Here is a 19,132-nt window from a genome sequence, read left to right as displayed (position 1 = left end):
TATGTCTTGATTCATGCATCAATCGTCTTTGAGAAGGTCGAGCGCTTCCTGCTCGGCTTTCTCCGTCGCTTCCTTGTCGTAGGCGATGTCGATCTTCAAATAATCTCCCTCGCCGACGCCCTCGGGCAGGAAGCACTTCGGGAAGTTGACTTTCTTCATCTCATCGCCGAGCAGCAGCACGGCGAGGTCGTCCTCAAAGCGGTCGAGATATGCAGAGATCATTGTGCATCGCCCTCCTCTGCCTTGATGCTGTAGTCCTTGCCATTCGTCGTGACGGTGATCGTACCGTTCTTGTCGGTCTCGTAGACCTTGCCCTTGTAGACTTCACCCTTGTCGTTCTTGACGAGTTTCGTCTTCTTCTGCGAGCCGTCGCGGCGGTCCTTGTAGGTGCTCTGGCCGAGGTAGCGCGCGAGCACGTCTGTGTGCGGATGGCCGTAGTCATTGCCCTTGCCACAGGAGATCAGCACGGCCTCCGGCCAGACAGCCTTGAGATACGGCACGGAAGAACCCGTGCTGCTGCCATGATGCGGGCTCTTGAGGATCGTGCTCCTGAGGTCCTTGGCGTCCGACTTCAAGAGCTGCTCCTCGACCGGCTGCTCGGCGTCGCCCGTGAAGAGCATCGAGAAGTCGCCATAGGTGAGCTTGCCGACGATCGACTCATTGTTCGGGTCGTGCTTGTAGCCCTTCTGCGTGCCCTTCTCGACGAGTTCCTTCGTCGGGTAGAACACCTTGAACGAGACGCCGCCGCCAAAGTCGAGCACATCGCCGGCCTTGAGGGCCGTGTGCTTGATGCCCTTCGACTTGAGCTGCTTCATGTAGCCGATGTAAAGCTTCGACGTCGACGGCATGCCGTTGTCGTAGACCTCGCCGACCTGGTAGTCCTTGAGGAGAACATCCATGCCGCCGATGTGGTCGGCATGCGGATGCGTCAGGATGACCTTGTCGATCTTCTTGACGCCTGCCTTGTCGAGCTCACGCTTGAACTTGTCGCGCTCGTCGACATCGCTCGTGTCGATGAGCACCGTCTGCTCCGCTGTCTGGATCAGGATGGAGTCACCCTGGCCAACGTTGAGCATCTTGATCGTGACATCCTTGCCAGCCTGTGCTGCCGACGAGGTGGCGGACTTGGCCGTGCCCGAGGACGAGGTCCCCTGACTGTTGCCGCAGCCCGTCAGCACGGCGATGGCGAGCATGAGGATGCCGAGAATCATGCCGATTTTCTTTCTCACTGTCTTTCCCCCTAAAAAACAAACATCTTTTTCATAATATCGTGATATCGTGCAGCATCAGAGCAGGTAGTGCTCGATGCCAGCGGCCACGCCGTCCTCGTCGACGGACGGCACGATGTGGTCGGCAATCGCCTTGAGCTGCGGCCGCGCGTTGTCCATGACGAGGCTCGTGCCGACCGTCGTCATCATCTCGATGTCGTTGAGTCCGTCGCCGAAGGCGAAACTGCGCTCGACTGGGATGCCGAGATATGCAAGCGCGTGCAGGATGCCCGAACCCTTCGTGACGTCGCTGGCGTAGAGCTCCATGTTCTTCTTGTGGTACGGGTCCATGAGGCCCGTGAGCCCCGGCCATGCGAGCAGCTTGTCGAAGAGACCGTGGCCGCCCGGGTCTTCCGAGGCGAACTCCATCTTGGCGACGGGAACTTTCGCGAGGTCGTAGTCGCGCACGAACTGCGTGACATCGACATCGATGCTGCGGTAGAATTTCTCCGTCAGCTTGTATTCCGGCTTGAGATAGACGTTTCGCGGCCCCTCGAGGATGTACTCGACGCCATGCTGCTCGGAGAGCGCGGCAATCTGCTCGACGGTCTCCTGCGGCAGCATCTGCTTGTAGATGGTCTTGTCGCCGAGCAGCACGACGGCGCCGTTCATGAGCACATAGCCGTCGAACAGGTCCTGCTGCACGAGCTCCGGGTCGAGATAGGCATACGGCCTGCCGCTCGCGATGAACGTGCAGTTGCCCGCCGCGCGCAGGGTGCGGATGGCCTTCTTGACGGCCGGCGCGATCTGCGTCTGACCCTTCATGATGTTGATCAGCGTGCCGTCGATGTCAAAGAAGACGGCTTTCTTCTCCTGTGTCACAGGCAGTCCCCCTTATTCCCCAGTCAGTTTACCGCGATTTGCGGTAGTAGATGTAGCAGCGGACGAGCGTCAGCACAAACCAGATGACGATCGTCACCGTGAAGATCCAGTCGACGGTCTCCATCTTCGAGAAGTCCATCACCGAGAGGATGCAGATGGCCACGATGGCAATCACGCCATCCATCGGCTTGACGGCCGCCGAGAGCCAGCTTTCGTTTTCCTTATTATCTCTTTCATTCATTCTGCTCAAATCAAAGACTCCAATCTCGTGTATTCTTGCTTTTATACTACTCGAGATTGGAGTCAGATTCAAGTTATTTCAGAACCTCGATGGTGCATTTTTTGCGTTCATCAACGGTATTCGAGGTCGCGCGTGCCGCGGCGGATCTCCTCGGAGACGGGCAGGCTCGCCTCGTAGCGGCGCACGATGACGGATGTCGTCAGCACGCCGGCGAGCAGTACGATGGCGACGAGCAGGATGACGCGCGCCGTCGAATTGTCGCTGTCGCCATCATCCGAGAACAGGCCGCCGAGCCCCTGCTGCACGCTGTCGAGCGCCGGGCCGAAGCTCTGGATCGCATTGTAGGTGTTGTAGGCCTGCGCGAACGTGTTCCAGCCGGCCACGCCGAGGTTCGCGAGCGACTTGTCGCGCGCGAAGGCGATCCACGACTGGATCGTGATGAAGATGCCCGAGCCAATGAGCGGCACGATCAGCATGATGTAGATGAGGTTCATCATGACGCCGAGCATCGCGGCGGGCAGGTAGCCCGTGCTCACGGCGATGTAGCCGACGACGACGGCGTAGACAAAGGTGAAGCCGGCCGCCGACTGGATGGCGCCGCACCAGGCCAGCAGGCGGACCCAGCCGCCGACGGCCTTCGATTCGGCCCAAATGCGCCCGACGTTGCGGGCATTGAGGAAACTGATGACGAGATTGAGTCCGAGGACTAAGAACAGCATCAGCATATGTATCACTCCTTCTGTAATCTGGCTATCAGTATACGAGGCATTTCTGAAAAGTAACGGAAAGACGGCGAAATATCACGAAGCCTTTCCGTCTGCTGCCGCGCTCTGCTTGGCGGCGAGCGTCTTCTCCATCGTGTCGTGGATGAGCTTGGCGTAGGCCGCCGTGCCCTCGTCGTTCGGATGGATGCCATCGCCGCCGAGCCAGTCGGTGTGCTGCGAGATGAGTCCGTACCAGTCGACGATCGTCACGTTCGGATGGTCCTTGACCATGTTCGCAAGGTAGTCGTTGTTTGTCTGCTGCCACGAGAGCTCCGGACAGTAGACGTTGACCCAGAAGATGTTGCGGTCGGGTCCGAGGTACTCGAGCAGGGCGCGCGTCTGGACTTCGTACTTCTCGTAGCCGGCAATCGGGCCGTTCGTGCCGAGCGCGATGACGACGTTCTTGCCGAGGCGTCCCTGCGCATCCATCTGCTTGGCCGCATCGAGGCCGCCGCCGACGTAGCGCGAGACCTCTGCGTCGATGATGCAGCCCGGCAGGACCTTGCGCAGCTCGCCAGACGAGCCGAGCATGACCGAGTCGCCGATGCAGGCGACGCCGGAGAGGTCGACATCCGCCGGTGCCGCGGCATTTTCGCTCTGCCCTGCCGCTCCCGCTGCGGCCTGATCATTGGCCGCCTGCTGCGCTGCGGCGTTGGCGGCGAGCCTTTCCTGCAGCTCGCCCGTGTCGCTGACCTTCTGATCGGCCGAGACGGCAATCGCATGGCCGCCAAAGCCCATCATGGCGAGGCCCGGCAGGGTGAAGACCGTCAGGAAAATACAGGCCGTGACGACGTGGCGGCCGTTGATGGCCGGCAGGCGGCGGCTCGTGATGACGTTTGCGAGCGCGTCCGACCAGACGGTCAGTACAAGGATTGCTGCGATCTCGAGCGCCGCGTAGTACGGCAGCTGCGTCCAACCGAGCTTGGCGAAGAGGTAGATGACGGGGTACTGCCAGAGGTAGATGCCGAAGCTGCGCTTGCCGAGCCAGCTGAGCCAGCGCATCCTTGGACTCTCGAGCGCCGCGCCGATGAAGAAGCGGTCGTCGGCCGTCAATAGGAGCAGCGCGCAGAAGAGCACGGTCATCGCGAGCATGCCCCACTCGTAGACATAGGCAGATTGGCCGTCAAAGATGAAGTACGCGGCAATCGAGATGCCCATGAGCACGGGCCAGGCGAGATAGCCGAACAGCATCCTGTACTTGCCGAGGCGCGCGCGCGGATGGTCGACCCACCAGAGGCCGAGCACGGCGCCGAAGAGCAGCGCGTAGACGCGCGTGTCCGTGCCGTAGTAGAGGCGCGTGACGTCCATGTCCGGCTCGTACAGCAGCGGCATGACGGCCGCCGAGCCGAGCGCGAGCACGGTAAGGACGAAGAGCCCCGCGCGGCGCCCGGCGAGGATGTCGAGGAAGGCGTAGAGCGCGAAGAGCAGCGGCCAGACGAGGTAGTACTGCATCTCGATGCCCATGAACCAGAGGTGCGTGAACGGCGAGGCGTTCGTCAGCTGCGTGAAGTAGTCGGCGTTCTGCGCGATCTGCCACCAGTTGTTGTAGCCCAAGACGACCGAGAGGAACTCCGGCCGGATGGCTGTGACCGCCTTCGGCAGCACGGACTGGTAGATGCCGATCGTCGTCAGCAGCACGATGAGCAGGGATGGGTAGATGCGTTTGATGCGCTTCCAGTAGTACGATTTCACGCGGAAGCGGTGCTCGAGCCAGCTGCGCTTGCTCGTGTAGGCGAGCAGGAAGCCCGTGAGCACGAAGAACAGCGAGACGCCGAGGTAGCCGCCCGGCAGCCGCTCGGGGAACATGTGAAAGAGCGTGACACCGACAATCGCCAGCGTGCGCAGCACATCGAGGCCGTCGATATGCCGCCTGCCCGCCACTTCACGTCCAAATAATGACAAGGTGATCAACTCCTAAAACAGATTGATAGAATGGGTTTCCCGGAAGGGCTTCAGGCCTGCCCCTCACATATAGTTAATAATATAGAGTGAGAAGAAGGAAAAAGCAAGCCCAAAAACGAAAAACACAGGGAAAAAGCAACATCACGATGCTGGTACCAATCCCTTCTATAAAATTAAGAAAGGAAACGAGGAAGAAGAACATGAGAAAACGAAAACCATCCGCGCTGCTCGCCCTGGGCCTCACGCTGCTGGCCCTGCCTGCCTCTGCCCTCGCCGCCTCCTACCCTGCTGCAGATCCCGCCATCCACTACGAGGGGCGCTGGCAGCAGGCGGCGGACGGCTGCTATGAAACGGCGCAGGGAGCCGTCTACCTTGAGACCACCTTCACGGGGACAAGCATCGCCGCAAGGCTCGATGACGCCGCGAACCGCTGGCTCGTCTCGATTGACGGCGGCCCGGTGCGCAAGATACGCGCAGCCAAAGGCAGTCCGACCGTACTCGCCGACAGGCTTTCAGCGGGGCGCCACACCTTGCGCCTCGAGCGCGCGACCGAGGGCTCGTACGGCATCAGCCACTTTGCGAGGCTAGAGGCTGACTCTATCGAGGCTCCCACGAGGCAGGCCTCGCGCCTGCGTCTCGAATTCGTCGGCGACTCCATCACGGCGGGCTTCCGCAATGACGGCAAGAAACGCGGCAAGAATGACGCCGACATCGAGGACGGCTCCATGGCATTTGCCCCGCAGCTCGCGCGCCTGCTCGATGCCGACTACAGCGTGCTCGCCAAGTCCGGCGAGGGCGTCGTGCACAACTGGGGCGCCGGCTGGCCAGACCGCGGCCTCCATACAGCGGAGCGCTATCCCTGGACTTTCTACGGCGCGCGCAAGACCGCAGGCAACACCATCTGGCAGTCTGAGCGACTGCCCGTCTCAGCCGTCATCCTCGCACTCGGCACGAACGATTTCAGCGACGCGAAGCGCCGCCCCTATCATGAGGAGTACGTACAGGCATGGACAAGCCTCATGCGTCGCGTGCACGAGATGAACCCAAGTGCTCCCATCATCTGCCTCGAACCGCTGCCCGCTGCCATCTCGCCGCTCGCAGGGCTCTGGATTGATGAGGCCTGCGAGCGCGCACGGGGCGAAGGCATTGCAGCGCATTACATCGCGCTCAACAAGACCGGCCCGCTGCTCGCTCCCGAGGACTTCGTCGGCGACGGCACGCATCCAACAAAGGCGGGCTCTGCGAAGCTCGCCGCCTACCTCGCCCCGCGCATCGCACCGCTGCTGCTCAAGGAATGAAGCCACTGCAGACGAAAGAAGCCCGCTTCCCCACCGCTCGCAAGAGCGTGGAGAGAAGCGGACTTCTCTTTTATCTATGAACTTGTTAGAGTCTGTTCTGGTCTTACTTGACCTGGATCTGCTTGTCGGCAGCCTTGTCGGAGACCTTCTCCTCGGCTGCGAGCAGGTCCTTCGCAGCGTGGAGCTGGAGCTCCACCTGCTTGTAGGACGTGCCGCCGAGCGAGTTGCGGTTCTTGACGCACGTCTCGGGGCTGATGGCCTCCTTGATGTCGGCGCCGAAGAGCGGCGAGAGCTTCTGGAAGTCCTCGAGGCTCATGTCCTCGAGGTAGATGCCCTTCTCGATGCAGTCGTGGACGGCCTGGCCCGAGACGGCATGCGCCTTGCGGAACGGCATGCCCTTCTTGACGAGGTAGTCGGCGAGGTCGGTCGCGTTGGAGAAATCCTCCGTGACGGCCTTCTTCATGACATCCTTGCGGACCTTCATGCCGCGGATCAGCTGCGCGTAGACGGCGAGGCTGAACTTCACGGTATCGATCGCGTCGAAGATGCCCTCCTTGTCCTCCTGCAGGTCCTTGTTGTAGGCAAGGGGCAGGCCCTTGACCGTCGTCAGCATGGCCATGAGATGGCCGATGACGCGGCCCGTCTTGCCGCGGACGAGCTCGGAAACATCCGGGTTCTTCTTCTGCGGCATCATCGAGGAGCCCGTGCAGTGCGCATCGTCGAGCTCGACGAAGTGGAACTCGCGGCTGCACCAGAGGATCGTCTCCTCCGAGAGGCGCGAGAGATGGACCATGAGGATCGAGGCTGCGGCGAGGAACTCCATGATGTAGTCGCGGTCGCTGACAGCGTCGAGGCTGTTCGTGTAGATGCTATCGAAGTTGAGCTGCTTCTGCACGAACTCGCGGTCAATCGGGAACGTCGTGCCCGCGAGGGCACCGGCGCCGAGCGGCATGATATCCGCGCGCTTGTAGACGCCCTCGAAGCGGGCGAAGTCACGCGAGAGCATGCCGAAGTACGCGAGCAGATGGTGCGAGAACAGGATGGGCTGGGCGCGCTGCAGATGCGTGTAGCCCGGCATGATGACGTCGCTGTACTTCTCAGCCGTCTCGACGAGCGCGCGCTGGAGGTTCTCGATCTCCTTCTGCACGGCCACAATCTCGCGGCGCACGTACATGTGCGTGTCGAGCGCGACCTGGTCGTTGCGGCTGCGCGCCGTGTGCAGGCGGCCGCCGGCCTCGCCGATGGCGTCGGTCAGGCGCTTCTCGATGTTCATGTGGATGTCCTCAAGGTCGACGGAGAACTCGAAGTTGCCCTTCTCGATCTTCTGCAGGATGTCCTTGAGCCCCGCGACAATCTTATCGCGGTCCTCGTCCGTGATGATGCCGCATTTCGCGAGCATCGTCGCATGCGCGATGGAACCCGCGATATCCTCGTGGTACATGCGCTTATCGAAATTGATGGAGGCCTGGAACTCGTTGATCATCTCATCGGTCGACTTGGAGAAACGGCCTCCCCACATTGCTTTGCTCATTTACCGGTCTTCTCCTGCATCAGGGCGCGTACCTTGAGCGGCAGGCCGAAGAGGTTGATGAAGCCCGTGGCGTCAGCCTGGTTGTAGACATCATCGTGCTCGAACGTGACGAATTCCTTGCTGTAGAGGGAATACGGGCTCGTGGAGCCAGCAGAGATGATGTTGCCCTTGTAGAGCTTGAGCTTGACCGTGCCCGTGACGGTCTGCTGGGTGCTGTCGACGAAAGCGGACAGCGCTTCGCGCAGCTGGCAGAACCACATGCCATCGTAGACGAGCTCGCCGAAGCGGACGGCGACGTGCTGCTTGAAGTGGAACGTCATGCGGTCGAGGCAGAGGTACTCGAGCTCGCGATGTGCGTAGTAGAGGATCGATCCGCCCGGGTTCTCATAGACACCGCGGGACTTCATGCCGACGAGGCGGTTCTCGCAGATGTCGACGATGCCGACGCCGTTGCGCGCGCCAATCTCGTTGAGCTCGGTCAAGAGAGCGACCGGGTCCATCTTCTTGCCGTTGACCGCGACCGGCTCGCCCTTCTCGAAGTCGACCGTGACGTATTCCGGCTCGTCCTTCGCATCTTCCGGTGCCTTGGAAATCAGGAACATGCTGTTGTGCGGCTCGTTGGCCGGATCCTCGAGGTCGGAACCTTCATGGGAAAGATGCCAGATGTTGCGGTCCATGGAGTACGTCTTGTTCTCCGTCGCGATGGGAATGCCGTGCTTCTTGGCATACTCGATCTCAGCGGAACGGGAATCGAGGTCCCACTCACGCCACGGTGCAATCAGCGTGATGTTCGGTGCGAGTGCCTTGACCGTCAGCTCGAAGCGGACCTGGTCGTTGCCCTTGCCCGTAGCGCCGTGAGCGATGGCGTCAGCGCCCTCTTTCTTGGCGATCTCGACGAGCTTCTTCGCGATGATTGGGCGTGCGAACGACGTGCCGAGCAGGTACTTATCCTCGTAGACAGCACCGGCCTTGAGCGTCGGCCAGACGTATTCTTTGAGGAACTCTTCCTTGAGGTCCTCGATGTAGACCTTGGAAGCACCGGATTTCAGGGCCTTGTCGTGTACAGCGTTGAGCTCGTCACCCTGTCCGACATCGGCGCAGACTGCGATGACTTCGCAGCCATCGTAATGCTCCTTGAGCCACGGGATGATGACGGAGGTATCGAGACCGCCCGAGTATGCGAGTACGACTTTCTTGATCTTAGCCATGATAAAAACCTCTTTTCCTATGATTCCTTCCCTCTCCCACTGTCATTGTGAGACCGGGACGATGTTACACGATATGCAGCAGTGCGTCTCTCAATCTGACATGGTCAGCGCCATGATGGCCTTCTGCGTGTGCAGGCGGTTCTCCGCCTCGTCGAAGATGACGTCGGCATTGGCCTCGAGGACCTCCTCCGTAATCTCCTCGCCGCGGTAAGCCGGCAGGCAGTGCATGACGATGACGCGCTTGTCGGCGCCCTTCAAGAGCTCCTTGTTGACCTGGTACGGGGCGAAGATCTTCTTGCGCGCCTCGTGCTCGGCCTCCTGGCCCATGCTGGCCCAGGTGTCGGTGACGACGATGTCGGCGTCCTTGACGGCCTCTTTCGGGTCTGTCACGAGGCTGAGCTCTGCGCCCGTCTCCTTGGCATCCTCGAGTGCGTTCTTGAAGACCGTCTCGTCTGGGCGGTAATCCTCCGGCGTCGCTGCGACGAACGTCATGCCGACCTTTGCGCATCCGTAGAGGAAGGAGTTCGTCATGTTGTTGCCGTCGCCGACGTAGGCCATCTTGAGGCCTTTGAGGTTCTTGCCCTTGTACTCCTCGATCGTCAGGAGATCGGTGAGCACCTGGCACGGATGCAGCAGGTCCGTCAGCGCATTGATGACGGGGATGTCCGCCCACTTGGCGAGCTCCTCGACGCGGTCATGGCCGAACGTGCGGATCATGATGCCGTCGAGGTAGCGCGAGAGCACGCGCGCCGTGTCACGGATGGGTTCGCCTCGCCCGAGCTGGAGGTCACGGTTCGAGAGGAAAAGCGCCTGTCCGCCGAGCTGGTACATGCCCGTCTCAAAGGAGACTCGCGTTCGCGTCGAGGATTTCTCAAAAATCATGCCGAGCGTCTTGCCCTTGAGAATCTCGTGCGGCACACCCGCTTTCTGTTTTGCCTTGAGTTCCTTGGCGAGTGCCAGGATCTCCTGTACCTCATCCACGGATAAGTCGTGGATGGATAACATGTCTTTTCCTTTCAGCATTAGATGACCTCCCTACTGGACTTACTGGAACAACTAGATTTCTTCGTCCGTAACTATTGCATATTATACATCAATTTCTGCCGCTTGAAAAGTGTAGATATACATTTTTTTTGTATTTCTATTCACATCGGCTGGAATCGCTGAATTTTTTCACTTGTCGTACTTCGCGAGCACATCGTCGAGCGTCGCGATGACGGCATCGACCTGCTCCTGCGTGATGATGAGTGGCGGGATGAAGCGCAGGACCTTGCCGGCCGTGCAGTTGATGATAGCACCCTCGGCGAGGCAGTCGTTGACGATGTCGCGGCCGTGCTCTGCCGAGGCGAGCTCTGCGCCGAGAATCAGGCCCGTACCGCGCACCTCCGTGATGAGCGCCGGATGCTTTTTCTTGAGCACCTCGAGCTGCTGCTTGAAGTAGCTGCCGACTTCCTCGACATGCGCGAGGAAATCCGGCTTCGGCACGGTGTCGAGGACGACGTTGGCCGCGGCGCAGGCGAGCGGATTGCCGCCGAACGTCGTGCCGTGGTCGCCCGCATGGAAGGCCTTGGCGACCTCGTCCGTGACGATGAAGGCGCCGATGGGCACGCCGCCCGCAAGGCCTTTGGCCAGCGTGACGATGTCCGGCTTGACGCCGTACTTCTCGTAGGCGAAGAACTTGCCGCTGCGGCCGATGCCGGCCTGGATCTCATCGAAGATCAAGAGCGCATGGTACTTGTCGCAGAGCGCGCGGACCTTCTTGAGGTAGTCGTTCTCCGGCGTGTAGACGCCGCCCTCGCCTTGGATGGTCTCGAGCATGACGGCGGCCGTCTTCTCGCTCATCATCGACTCGAGCTCCTCGATGTCGTTGTAGTGGACGTAGTCAAAGCCGTCCGGCAGCGGGCCGAAGCCCTCGTGGTACTTCGGCTGGCCCGTCGCCGTCAGCGTTGCGATCGTACGGCCGTGAAAGCTGTCCCAGGCCGTGATGATCTGGGATTTCTCCGGGTCGAACTGATGCGCGTACTTGCGCGCGATCTTGATGGCGCCCTCGTTCGCCTCGGCGCCCGAATTGCCGAAGAACGCCTTGTCGAGGCCCGAGAGTTCGACGAGCTTCGCCGCTGCGTCGGCCTGCGGCTGTGTGTAGTAGAGGTTCGAGCAGTGGATGAGCTTCTTCGCCTGCTCGGAGATGGCCGTGACGAGCGGCTCGTAGTCATGGCCGAGCACGTTCACGGCGATGCCGCCGAGAAAGTCGAGGTACTTCTTGCCGTTGTTGTCCCAGAGGTACGCGCCCTCGCCGTGGTCCAGCACGATCTTGTAGCGGTTGAACACCGGCAAGTAGTCCTTCGCATCCTTCTCGAATATATCTTTATCTGTTTCCTGCATGAAATCGCATCCTTTTTTATTGAATTCAGCGCACGACCTGCGTGCCGATACCCTGCGAGGTGAAGATCTCGAGGATGATCGAGTGGTCGAGCCGCCCGTCGATGATGTGCGTCTTGCCCGTGCCCTTCTCGAGAGAAGTCAGGCAGGCTTCGACTTTCGGGATCATGCCGCCCTGGATGATGCCCGACTTGATGTAGTCGCGCGCCTCCTGCATGTGGAGCGTCGAGATGAAGGAGGACTTGTCTGTAAAGTCCTTGTAGATGCCCTCGACGTCCGTCAGCAAGAGCAGCTTCTCGGCGTTCAGGGCGCCGGCGATCTCCGCCGCGACGTAGTCGGCATTGATGTTGTAGCTCTCGCCGTTCTTGCCGACGCCAATCGGCGCGATGACGGGTACATAGTCCTGATCTAAGAGATCCTCAATCAGGGCGACATTGACCTGTTCGACGGCGCCGACGTAGCCGATGTCAACTTTCTTCTTCTCATCACCATCGTAGACGGTCGCGAGCTTCTTCTGCGCGCAGATGAGGTTCGCATCCTTGCCCGAGAGGCCGACGGCGCGCACGCCGCGGTGGTTGAGCAGGTTGACGATCTCGGAGTTGACCTTGCCGTCAAGCACCATCTCCGCGATCTCGACCGTCTCCGCATCCGTCACGCGCAGGCCGGCGACGAAGGACGACTTCTTGCCGACCTTCTTGAGGAAGCCCGTGATCTCCGGGCCGCCGCCGTGCACGATGACAGGGCGGATGCCGACGTACTTCATCAGCGCGACGTCCTGCATGACCTTCTCTTTGAGGTCCTCGTTGATCATCGCATTGCCGCCGTACTTGATGACGATGGTCTTGCCGTAGAATTCCTGGATGTAGGGCAGCGCCTCGACGAGGATGGCTGCCTTATCCTTGGCTGTAAATACCATAATGTTATCCTTCCCCTATCGTTTGTACTGCTGCCGATCAGGTGTGATACTCACCGTTAATCTTGACGTATTCGTAGGAGAAGTCGCAGGTCCAGACGGTCGCCTCTTCCTCGCCCTGGCCCATGTCGATGGAGATCGTGATGTCGTGCTGCTCCATGACCTTCGCTAAAGCCTCGACATCATGCTCAGCGCCGACGCCATGTGCATAGACAGGGACATCGCCGAACTTGACGACGACATCTTCGGGGTCCATCGGCACGCCGGCATAGCCAACGGCACAGATGACGCGGCCCCAGTTCGGATCAGCACCGAAGAACGCCGTCTTGACAAGCGGGCTCTTGGCGACGCTCATGCCGATCGTCTTAGCGTCAGCAAAGGTCTTCGTGCCCGTGACGTGGACCGTCAGGAACTTCGTCGCGCCCTCGCCATCGTCGGCGATCTCCTTAGCGAACTCCTTGCAGAGCTTGTCGAGTGCTTCCTTGACGATTGCATAGTCTTCGTTCTCTTCGGTGATCGGCGCATTGCCGGCAGCACCGTTGGCCATGACGATGACCATGTCGTTCGTGCTCATGTCGCCGTCGATCGAGATCATGTTGAACGACGTCTCGACAATCTCTGACAGGGCCTTCTGCAGGAGCTTGCCGTCGATGGCGAGGTCCGTCGTGATGAAGCAGAGCATCGTGGCCATGTTCGGCTGGATCATGCCCGAGCCCTTGGCGATGACGCCGAAGCGGACTTTCTTGCCGCCGACCTCGATCTCGAGCGCGGCCGACTTCGGATGCGTGTCCGTCGTCATGATGGCCTGGCTCGCCGCGCTGCTGCCGTCTTCGGAGAGTGCGCTGACCGCCTCTTTGACGCCGTTTTCCATCTTGTCCATCGGCAGCGTCACGCCGATGACGCCCGTCGAAGCGACGATGACGTCAAGCGGGTCGCAGCCGAGTGCCTTGGCCGCAATCTCCTGCGTGGCCTTGGCGTCTTTCTCGCCCTGCTCACCCGTGCAGGCATTGGCACAGCCGGCATTGGCGACAATTGCATGTGCCATGCCCGTGGCGACGACAGCCTTCGATGCGAAGACCGGTGCTGCCGCTACGGCGTTCTGCGTGAAGGTGCCAGCGACGACGGCCTCTTTCTCCGTATAGATGACGGCGACGTCGAGGTTGCCGCTCTTCTTGATGCCGGCCTTGACGCCAGCTGCCTTGAAGCCCTGCGGGAACGTGACGCCCGCTGCGTTCTTGAATTCGTTTACCATATCGGATTCCTCCTATTGTATGCTATATAAAGTCTATCTCATAGATTGCTCAGGGGTACATCGGCACGAAGTCGAGCCCCATCTTCTCATCGAAACCGCAGGCGATGTTGAAGTTCTGGACGGCCTGGCCAGCCGCGCCCTTGACGAGGTTGTCGATGGCGGAGAGCACAATCACGCGGTGCGTGCGCTCGTCGATGTGCCAGGCGATGTCGCAGAAGTTCGAGCCCCGGACTTCTTTCGTCGACGGATAGCCGCCGCGGCCGAGCAGCCGGATGAAGAACTCCTTGCTGTAGGCCTTCTCAAAAGCCGCATCGACAAGTTCCGGCGTCACGCCTTCCTTCAGGGTCGCATAGCAGGTCGAGAGGATGCCGCGCGACATCGGCACGAGATGCGGCGTGAAGTTGATGACAGTCGCCTCGCCCGAGAGGTCGGTGACAGCCTGCTCGATCTCCGGCGTATGCCTATGATGCGCAACATTGTAGGCGCGGAAGTTGTCGTAGAGCTCCGGGAAGTGGTTCGCCTGCTTCGGCGAGCGGCCGGCACCCGAGACGCCCGACTTCGCATCGACGATGATGGTATTGACATCGATTAGGTGCTGACGCGCGAGCGGCGCGAGTGCGAGGATGCTCGCCGTCGTGAAGCAGCCGGCGTTGCCGATGATCTTGGCATCGCGGATCTCCTCGCGATAGAGCTCGGCGAGGCCGTAGACGCGCTTGGCGTCGGGATGCGTGTGCGGCACGTGGTACCAGGCCTCGTAGACGCTCGTATCGTGGAAGCGGTAGTCAGCGCCGAGGTCGATGATGCGCACAGGCAGATCCTCAAGTGCCTTGCCGACTTTCATCGCGTGGCCGTGCGGCAGGCCGATGAAGACGAAGTCGCTGTCCTTGCCGATGGCCTCGATGTCCTTCATGCTCTCGAGCACCATATCGTAGCAGCCTCGCAGATGCGGGTAGAGATCGGCGATCTTCTCGCCCGTATGGCTCTCGGATGTGATATGCACGACTTCCGCCTGTGGATGATTGTAGAGGATGCGCAGGAGCTCTGCCCCCGCGTACCCCGTTGCTCCCAGGACACTGACTTTCATAGCGATTTCCTCCTCTGGGTATGTCTCGAATTGATGTTTATAATTATACAACTGTGATGTATAAAATTGCAAGCCTTTTCTTTACAGATTTACAGATTTTTTATCTTTTCTTGCCGCGGCGGAATCAAGAGGAAAATTTGTCGGTGGCAAATCCGGGGCAATGGCCTTATAATAGGATGTACATGCAAAGGAGTGTTTTTCATGGCAACGAGACGACGGCGGTCGCCGAAGCGGCTGATCCGCTTTCTTTTTTTCCTCATCATCCTGTTCCTCGCCGCCTACTTCCTATCGGGCGGGCTCGCCGTCTTCTCCTCGAAGACGTGGCAGAGCGCGGGCGCCTTCCTGCCGCGGCCGACACAGAGCGTACCGGCCAATGAGATGACGGACGAGGTGCACCACCCGGGCTTTTCGGACCGCCTGAGCCGCGTCATCTTCCTGCGGCGCGCGGTCGAGAGCCGCGTCAACGTGCACGACCCGCACTACGTCCGGCTGCAGGATACGCCGAATTCGCTGCAGCAGGCCGTCATCGCCGTCGAGGACCGGCGCTTCTATAGCCACCACGGCTTCGACTTCGAGGGCATCGCGCGCGCGACGCTCGTCAACCTGCAGTCGGGCGAAATCGAGGAGGGCGCGAGCACCATCACGCAACAGCTCGTCAAGAACCTCTTCCTCTCGCACGAGCAGTCCTTCGGCCGCAAGGCGGAGGAATTCCTCCTCGCGCTCGACATGGAGTGGAACTACTCGAAGGACGAGATCCTCGAGATGTACCTCAACACCATCTACTACGGCTCGAACTACTACGGCATCGGCGCGGCCTCCGAGGGCTACTTCGGCAAGCGGCCGCGCGAGCTCGCCCTGCCCGAATCCGCCATGCTCGCGGGCCTGCCCAACGCGCCCTCGCTCTACTCCCCCTACGTCGACTTCATAATGGCCAAGAAGCGCCAGTTCATCGTGCTCGACGCGATGGTCAGCTGCGGCTACATCGACAAGACGATGGCCGAGGACGCCAAGATCAAGCCGCTCTACCTCGCCCACTGATAGGGCACCTGACCGCAATCCAGATACAAAAAAGACAAGGCATCAATCATGTGCCTTGTCTTTTTTCATGCATTATTTCTTTTTGCTGTTGTCCTTCTGCTGCTCGACGGCCGAGCGCTCGAAGTGCTTGTAGAACTGCTCTGCCATGTTCGTGTAGGTGGCAACCGTGTCGCCTTCGTTGCGGTTGGCCTGGATCTGGTACGTGTAGAGAAGCTCATTCGTGCCAGCCTTGTAGACGTCGAAGAAGAACGTCGTGCGGCTGTCGTTGGCGACCGTCAGGATGACGTAGGCATCAGCGTAGTTGCCGACATACTGCTTGAAGTCCTTGGCAGCCGTGCGGCGGTCGAGGGCCTTGAGGTCGATGTTCTGGTCCGCCTTGATGTTCTGGGCAATCGTGTCATACGAGATGACGTAGCAGCGCGCCACGCGGCTCGACTCGTAGACGATCTGCGTGAGCATATCCTTGTTCGGAGATTTCGGGTCGACCTGCATGTAGAGCGGCGAACCGATGGCCAGGCGATGGACAGCCGTGAGGTCTGCACCTTCCTGGACCGTTACCTTGTCCGAGTTTGCAAAAGCGACCTGCGTGCCGAGCACCACCAGGCAGGCGATGAGCAGCATCTGGATGATTTTCTTCATATAACAATCTCTCCTTGCACTATATATTGCGAATCATCTCGCATTGTTATTCTCATTTTACACTGCCTGGCAGAGATACGCAAGGAAAAAAGCACAGAACCGCCGTCAGACTGGTCTGCAGCGGGCGGAGAGGGCTGCCCAACAGTCGGCCATGCACAGCGTTGGGCAGCCCTCTCCTGCGGCCAAGCTACGTCCTCCGCCCTCTCCATCCCTCAGTCGGGATAGACGCGCTTCTCTATGGCCTTGGCCGTCGGCGTGACGGCGAGACCGGCCTCGCTCGTCTCGCGCAGGGACTTCGGCAGGGCCCTGCCGATCTCGTTCATCGCAGCGATGACCTCATCGACGGGAATGACGCTCTCGATACCAGCAAGTGTCATGTCAGCGGCCGTCATGGCGACGACGGTCGCAAAGCCGTTGCGCTTGACGCAGGGAACCTCAACGAGGCCGGCGACGGGATCGCAGACGAGGCCTAAGAGGTTCTTGATGGCAAGCGCCGCCGCCGTGCCGATCATCGCAGGCGTGCCGTCCGCGAGCTCGACGAGCGCCGCAGCTGCCATGCCGGCCGCCGTGCCGCACTCCGCCTGACAGCCGCCCGCCGCACCGGCAATCGAGGCGTTTTGGTCGATGACCATGCCAATACCGGCCGCCGTCAGCAGGGCCAGCACGATGTCGGCGTCGGCAAGATGGCGCTGCTTCTTCGCCGCGTAGAGCGCGGCCGGCACGATGCCACACGAGCCGGCCGTCGGGCACGCGACGATGCGGCCCATGACGGCATTGACCTCGCTGATACCCACGGCATAGGCTGCCGCTGAGACAGCCGCTTCACCCATATAGCCCTGCTCGCGGTAGGCGTAGAGCTTCTTGGCGTCACCGCCCGTCATGCCGGAGAGCGACCGCTCCGTATTCTGGATACCGCGCTCGATGGATTCCTGCATGACCTGCCAGTTCCTGAGCATCTCCTGCAGGATGTCGCCGCGCGAGCGCTGGCTGTCGTGCATCTCGCGCGCCAGCACGATCTCGTGGACGGGAACCTGCTGGCTCTCCGCGAGAGCCATGAGTTCCGCGACCGTATTGAAATTCACCTGTATCATCTCATATCCCTTTCTCATGCTCTCGCCCGCCGGTCAGATGGCCGGGATGGCGAAGGCATGCTCGACCTCGTAGACTTCACAGCACTCTGCGACAACATCCTCATCGAGCGGCTCGTCGAGCTCGAGGATCATCATAGCCATCTCGCCGCGGCTGTGGCGCGAGACGCGCATGAAGGCGATGTTGTATTCGTAGCGCGCGAGAATCTGCGTGACCTTCGTGATGATGCCGGGCCGATCGTGATGGATTGTGATGAGTGCTGGGTACGTGCCCGTGAGCTCGACCTCGTAGCCGTCGATGTTCGTGATGCGGATGTTGCCGCCACCGACAGACGAACCGCGCACGCGCGCCGTGCGCCCCGAAGCTCCCGTCAAGTGGATGACGGCCGTGTTCGGGTGCGCCTGCTCGAGATTGACCTTCTGGAAGCGGTAGCTGAGGCCATTCTCCTCAGCGAGCTGCAGGGCCTCGCGGATGCGCTCGTCGTCGGGCGCAAAGCCGAGGATGCCCGCAATCAGGGCCTTGTCTGTGCCGTGGCCGCGGTATGTCTGCGCGAACGACCCGTGCAGGTTGATGTCAGCGCGGACCGCCGGCTCGCCGAGTATCTTGCGGGCCATGAGGCCGAGCCGCACGGCCCCTGCCGTATGCGAGCTCGACGGGCCGATCATGACGGGCCCGACAATGTCAAATACACCGTGCATAAAAACTCCTGTCTCCTATCTCTGGTATCTCCAAAAAAGAAAGCCCTCGGGGCAGTAGTCCCGAAGGCTTTGATCTGCTGAAAAAAGGCAGCGCCGCAGTGGCTTACTTGATCAGGCCGTGGTTGCGCAGGGCCGTCTCGAGCTGCTTCTCATGCTCCGGCTCCATCTCGGAGAGCGGCATGCGCAGCGGGCCGGCTGCATAGCCGAGCTTGCGCATCGCGACTTTGACCGGAATCGGGTTGACCTCGCAGAACAGTGCGTCGATGAGGTCGGCATACTCGATCTGCATCTTGCCGGCTTCTTCTGCCTTGCCGTCGAAGTAGAGCTGGCACATGTCGTGCGTCTCTTTCGGTGCGACGTTCGAGAGGACGGAGATGACGCCCTTGCCGCCGAGCGAGAGGATCGGCACGATCTGGTCGTCGTTGCCCGAGTAAACGTCGAGGCTGTCGCCGCAGGCAGCGCGCAGGCGCAGGATCTTCGAGAGATCGCCATTGGCTTCCTTGACTGCGACGATGTTCGGGATCTTGGCAAGCTCGACGTACGTCGGAATCTGGATGCCGACCCCCGTGCGCGACGGCACATCGTAGAGAACGATTGGGATGTTGATGCTGTCGGCGATGGCTTTGTAATGTGCGATGAGGCCCTTCTGCGTGCACTTGTTGTAGTACGGCGTGACGACGAGAACGGCGTCTGCGCCGACTTCTTCCGCGTACTTCGAGAGCTCGATGGCGTACGACGTCTCATTCGAGCCCGTGCCAGCGATGACCGGGATGCGGCCCTTGACCGTATCGACGGCGCACTTGATCGCTGCTCTGTGCTCCTCGTCCGTCATTGTGGCCGACTCACCGCTCGTGCCCGTGATGACGATGGCATCCGTGCCACCCTTGATCTGGTCTTCGATGATGCGGCTGAGTTCCGCAAAGTTGACGCCATCCTCCGTGAACGGCGTGATGATGGCGACACCTGCACCCTTGAAAATTGTCTTCTTCATCCAAAAAGCCTCCTG

General features: G+C 60.5%; 19 protein-coding genes. 2 read left to right on the top strand and 17 right to left on the bottom strand.

What is annotated here, in order from left to right; translation table 11 throughout:
• Nucleotides 1-18: 18 nt before the first annotated feature.
• The 6 genes from MITSMUL_RS02825 to MITSMUL_RS02800 form a co-directional block, all read right to left on the bottom strand.
• Complete coding sequence (locus MITSMUL_RS02825) at nt 19-222, bottom strand: DUF3006 domain-containing protein (protein ID WP_005839755.1); 204 nt, start codon at nt 220-222, stop codon at nt 19-21.
• Entirely contained in the window at nt 219-1,229 is a 1,011-nt protein-coding gene (locus tag MITSMUL_RS02820) for a ComEC/Rec2 family competence protein (protein WP_040635357.1), read from the bottom strand. The genes MITSMUL_RS02825 and MITSMUL_RS02820 overlap by 4 nt, the downstream gene beginning before the upstream one ends.
• A 57-nt stretch (nt 1,230-1,286) precedes the next feature.
• A complete protein-coding gene (locus MITSMUL_RS02815; protein WP_005839752.1) occupies nt 1,287-2,090 on the bottom strand; it encodes a Cof-type HAD-IIB family hydrolase in 804 nt (267 codons plus the stop codon).
• 28 nt (nt 2,091-2,118) lie between these two features.
• A complete protein-coding gene (locus tag MITSMUL_RS02810) occupies nt 2,119-2,331 on the bottom strand; it encodes a hypothetical protein (RefSeq protein WP_005839750.1) in 213 nt (70 codons plus the stop codon).
• Nucleotides 2,332-2,441: 110 nt separating this feature from the next.
• On the bottom strand, nt 2,442-3,056 hold the full coding sequence (locus MITSMUL_RS02805; protein WP_005839748.1) for a hypothetical protein: 615 nt from the start codon (nt 3,054-3,056) through the stop codon (nt 2,442-2,444).
• A 75-nt stretch (nt 3,057-3,131) separates the two neighbouring features.
• Nucleotides 3,132-4,997, bottom strand: a complete 1,866-nt coding sequence (locus MITSMUL_RS02800; protein ID WP_244944617.1) for an acyltransferase family protein — start codon at nt 4,995-4,997, stop codon at nt 3,132-3,134.
• 200 nt (nt 4,998-5,197) lie between these two features.
• Here MITSMUL_RS02800 and MITSMUL_RS12050 point away from each other — a divergent pair, with 200 nt between their 5' ends.
• Entirely contained in the window at nt 5,198-6,295 is a 1,098-nt protein-coding gene (locus tag MITSMUL_RS12050; protein ID WP_050751626.1) for an SGNH/GDSL hydrolase family protein, read from the top strand.
• Between the two features lie 103 nt (nt 6,296-6,398).
• Here MITSMUL_RS12050 and argH read toward each other — a convergent pair whose 3' ends face one another.
• The 7 genes from argH to argC all read right to left on the bottom strand — a co-directional run bounded on the left by argH (nt 6,399) and on the right by argC (nt 14,662).
• A complete protein-coding gene (gene argH, locus MITSMUL_RS02790) occupies nt 6,399-7,826 on the bottom strand; it encodes an argininosuccinate lyase (protein WP_005839743.1) in 1,428 nt (475 codons plus the stop codon).
• Complete coding sequence (locus MITSMUL_RS02785; RefSeq protein ID WP_005839741.1) at nt 7,823-9,034, bottom strand: argininosuccinate synthase; 1,212 nt, start codon at nt 9,032-9,034, stop codon at nt 7,823-7,825. The genes argH and MITSMUL_RS02785 overlap by 4 nt, the downstream gene beginning before the upstream one ends.
• Before the next feature lie 90 nt (nt 9,035-9,124).
• Nucleotides 9,125-10,057, bottom strand: a complete 933-nt coding sequence (argF, locus tag MITSMUL_RS02780) for an ornithine carbamoyltransferase (RefSeq protein WP_005839739.1) — start codon at nt 10,055-10,057, stop codon at nt 9,125-9,127.
• 150 nt (nt 10,058-10,207) lie between these two features.
• Complete coding sequence (locus MITSMUL_RS02775) at nt 10,208-11,416, bottom strand: acetylornithine transaminase (protein ID WP_005839735.1); 1,209 nt, start codon at nt 11,414-11,416, stop codon at nt 10,208-10,210.
• A 25-nt stretch (nt 11,417-11,441) separates the two neighbouring features.
• Nucleotides 11,442-12,329, bottom strand: a complete 888-nt coding sequence (argB, locus tag MITSMUL_RS02770; protein WP_005839733.1) for an acetylglutamate kinase — start codon at nt 12,327-12,329, stop codon at nt 11,442-11,444.
• Between the two features lie 37 nt (nt 12,330-12,366).
• On the bottom strand, nt 12,367-13,578 hold the full coding sequence (gene argJ, locus MITSMUL_RS02765; protein ID WP_005839732.1) for a bifunctional glutamate N-acetyltransferase/amino-acid acetyltransferase ArgJ: 1,212 nt from the start codon (nt 13,576-13,578) through the stop codon (nt 12,367-12,369).
• A gap of 49 nt (nt 13,579-13,627) precedes the next feature.
• Entirely contained in the window at nt 13,628-14,662 is a 1,035-nt protein-coding gene (gene argC, locus MITSMUL_RS02760; protein WP_040635355.1) for an N-acetyl-gamma-glutamyl-phosphate reductase, read from the bottom strand.
• A gap of 201 nt (nt 14,663-14,863) precedes the next feature.
• Here argC and MITSMUL_RS02755 point away from each other — a divergent pair, with 201 nt between their 5' ends.
• On the top strand, nt 14,864-15,700 hold the full coding sequence (locus tag MITSMUL_RS02755) for a transglycosylase domain-containing protein (protein WP_005839729.1): 837 nt from the start codon (nt 14,864-14,866) through the stop codon (nt 15,698-15,700).
• Nucleotides 15,701-15,772: 72 nt separating this feature from the next.
• Here the strand turns inward: MITSMUL_RS02755 and MITSMUL_RS02750 are convergent, their stop codons facing one another.
• The 4 genes from MITSMUL_RS02750 to dapA all read right to left on the bottom strand — a co-directional run bounded on the left by MITSMUL_RS02750 (nt 15,773) and on the right by dapA (nt 19,117).
• Nucleotides 15,773-16,339, bottom strand: coding sequence for a hypothetical protein (locus MITSMUL_RS02750; protein ID WP_005839726.1), 567 nt, complete (start codon nt 16,337-16,339; stop codon nt 15,773-15,775).
• Between the two features lie 212 nt (nt 16,340-16,551).
• Nucleotides 16,552-17,430, bottom strand: a complete 879-nt coding sequence (sdaAA, locus tag MITSMUL_RS02745; RefSeq protein WP_040635354.1) for an L-serine ammonia-lyase, iron-sulfur-dependent, subunit alpha — start codon at nt 17,428-17,430, stop codon at nt 16,552-16,554.
• Between the two features lie 33 nt (nt 17,431-17,463).
• Nucleotides 17,464-18,126: an L-serine ammonia-lyase, iron-sulfur-dependent subunit beta gene (gene sdaAB, locus MITSMUL_RS02740; RefSeq protein WP_005839722.1), complete on the bottom strand. Its 663-nt coding sequence runs from the start codon at nt 18,124-18,126 to the stop codon at nt 17,464-17,466.
• A 103-nt stretch (nt 18,127-18,229) separates the two neighbouring features.
• On the bottom strand, nt 18,230-19,117 hold the full coding sequence (dapA, locus tag MITSMUL_RS02735; RefSeq protein WP_040635352.1) for a 4-hydroxy-tetrahydrodipicolinate synthase: 888 nt from the start codon (nt 19,115-19,117) through the stop codon (nt 18,230-18,232).
• Nucleotides 19,118-19,132: the final 15 nt, after the last annotated feature.

The sequence above is a fragment of the Mitsuokella multacida DSM 20544 genome (assembly GCF_000155955.1).
Taxonomy (GTDB): domain Bacteria; phylum Bacillota; class Negativicutes; order Selenomonadales; family Selenomonadaceae; genus Mitsuokella; species Mitsuokella multacida.
This window is presented reverse-complemented; position numbering and strand designations above follow the sequence as displayed.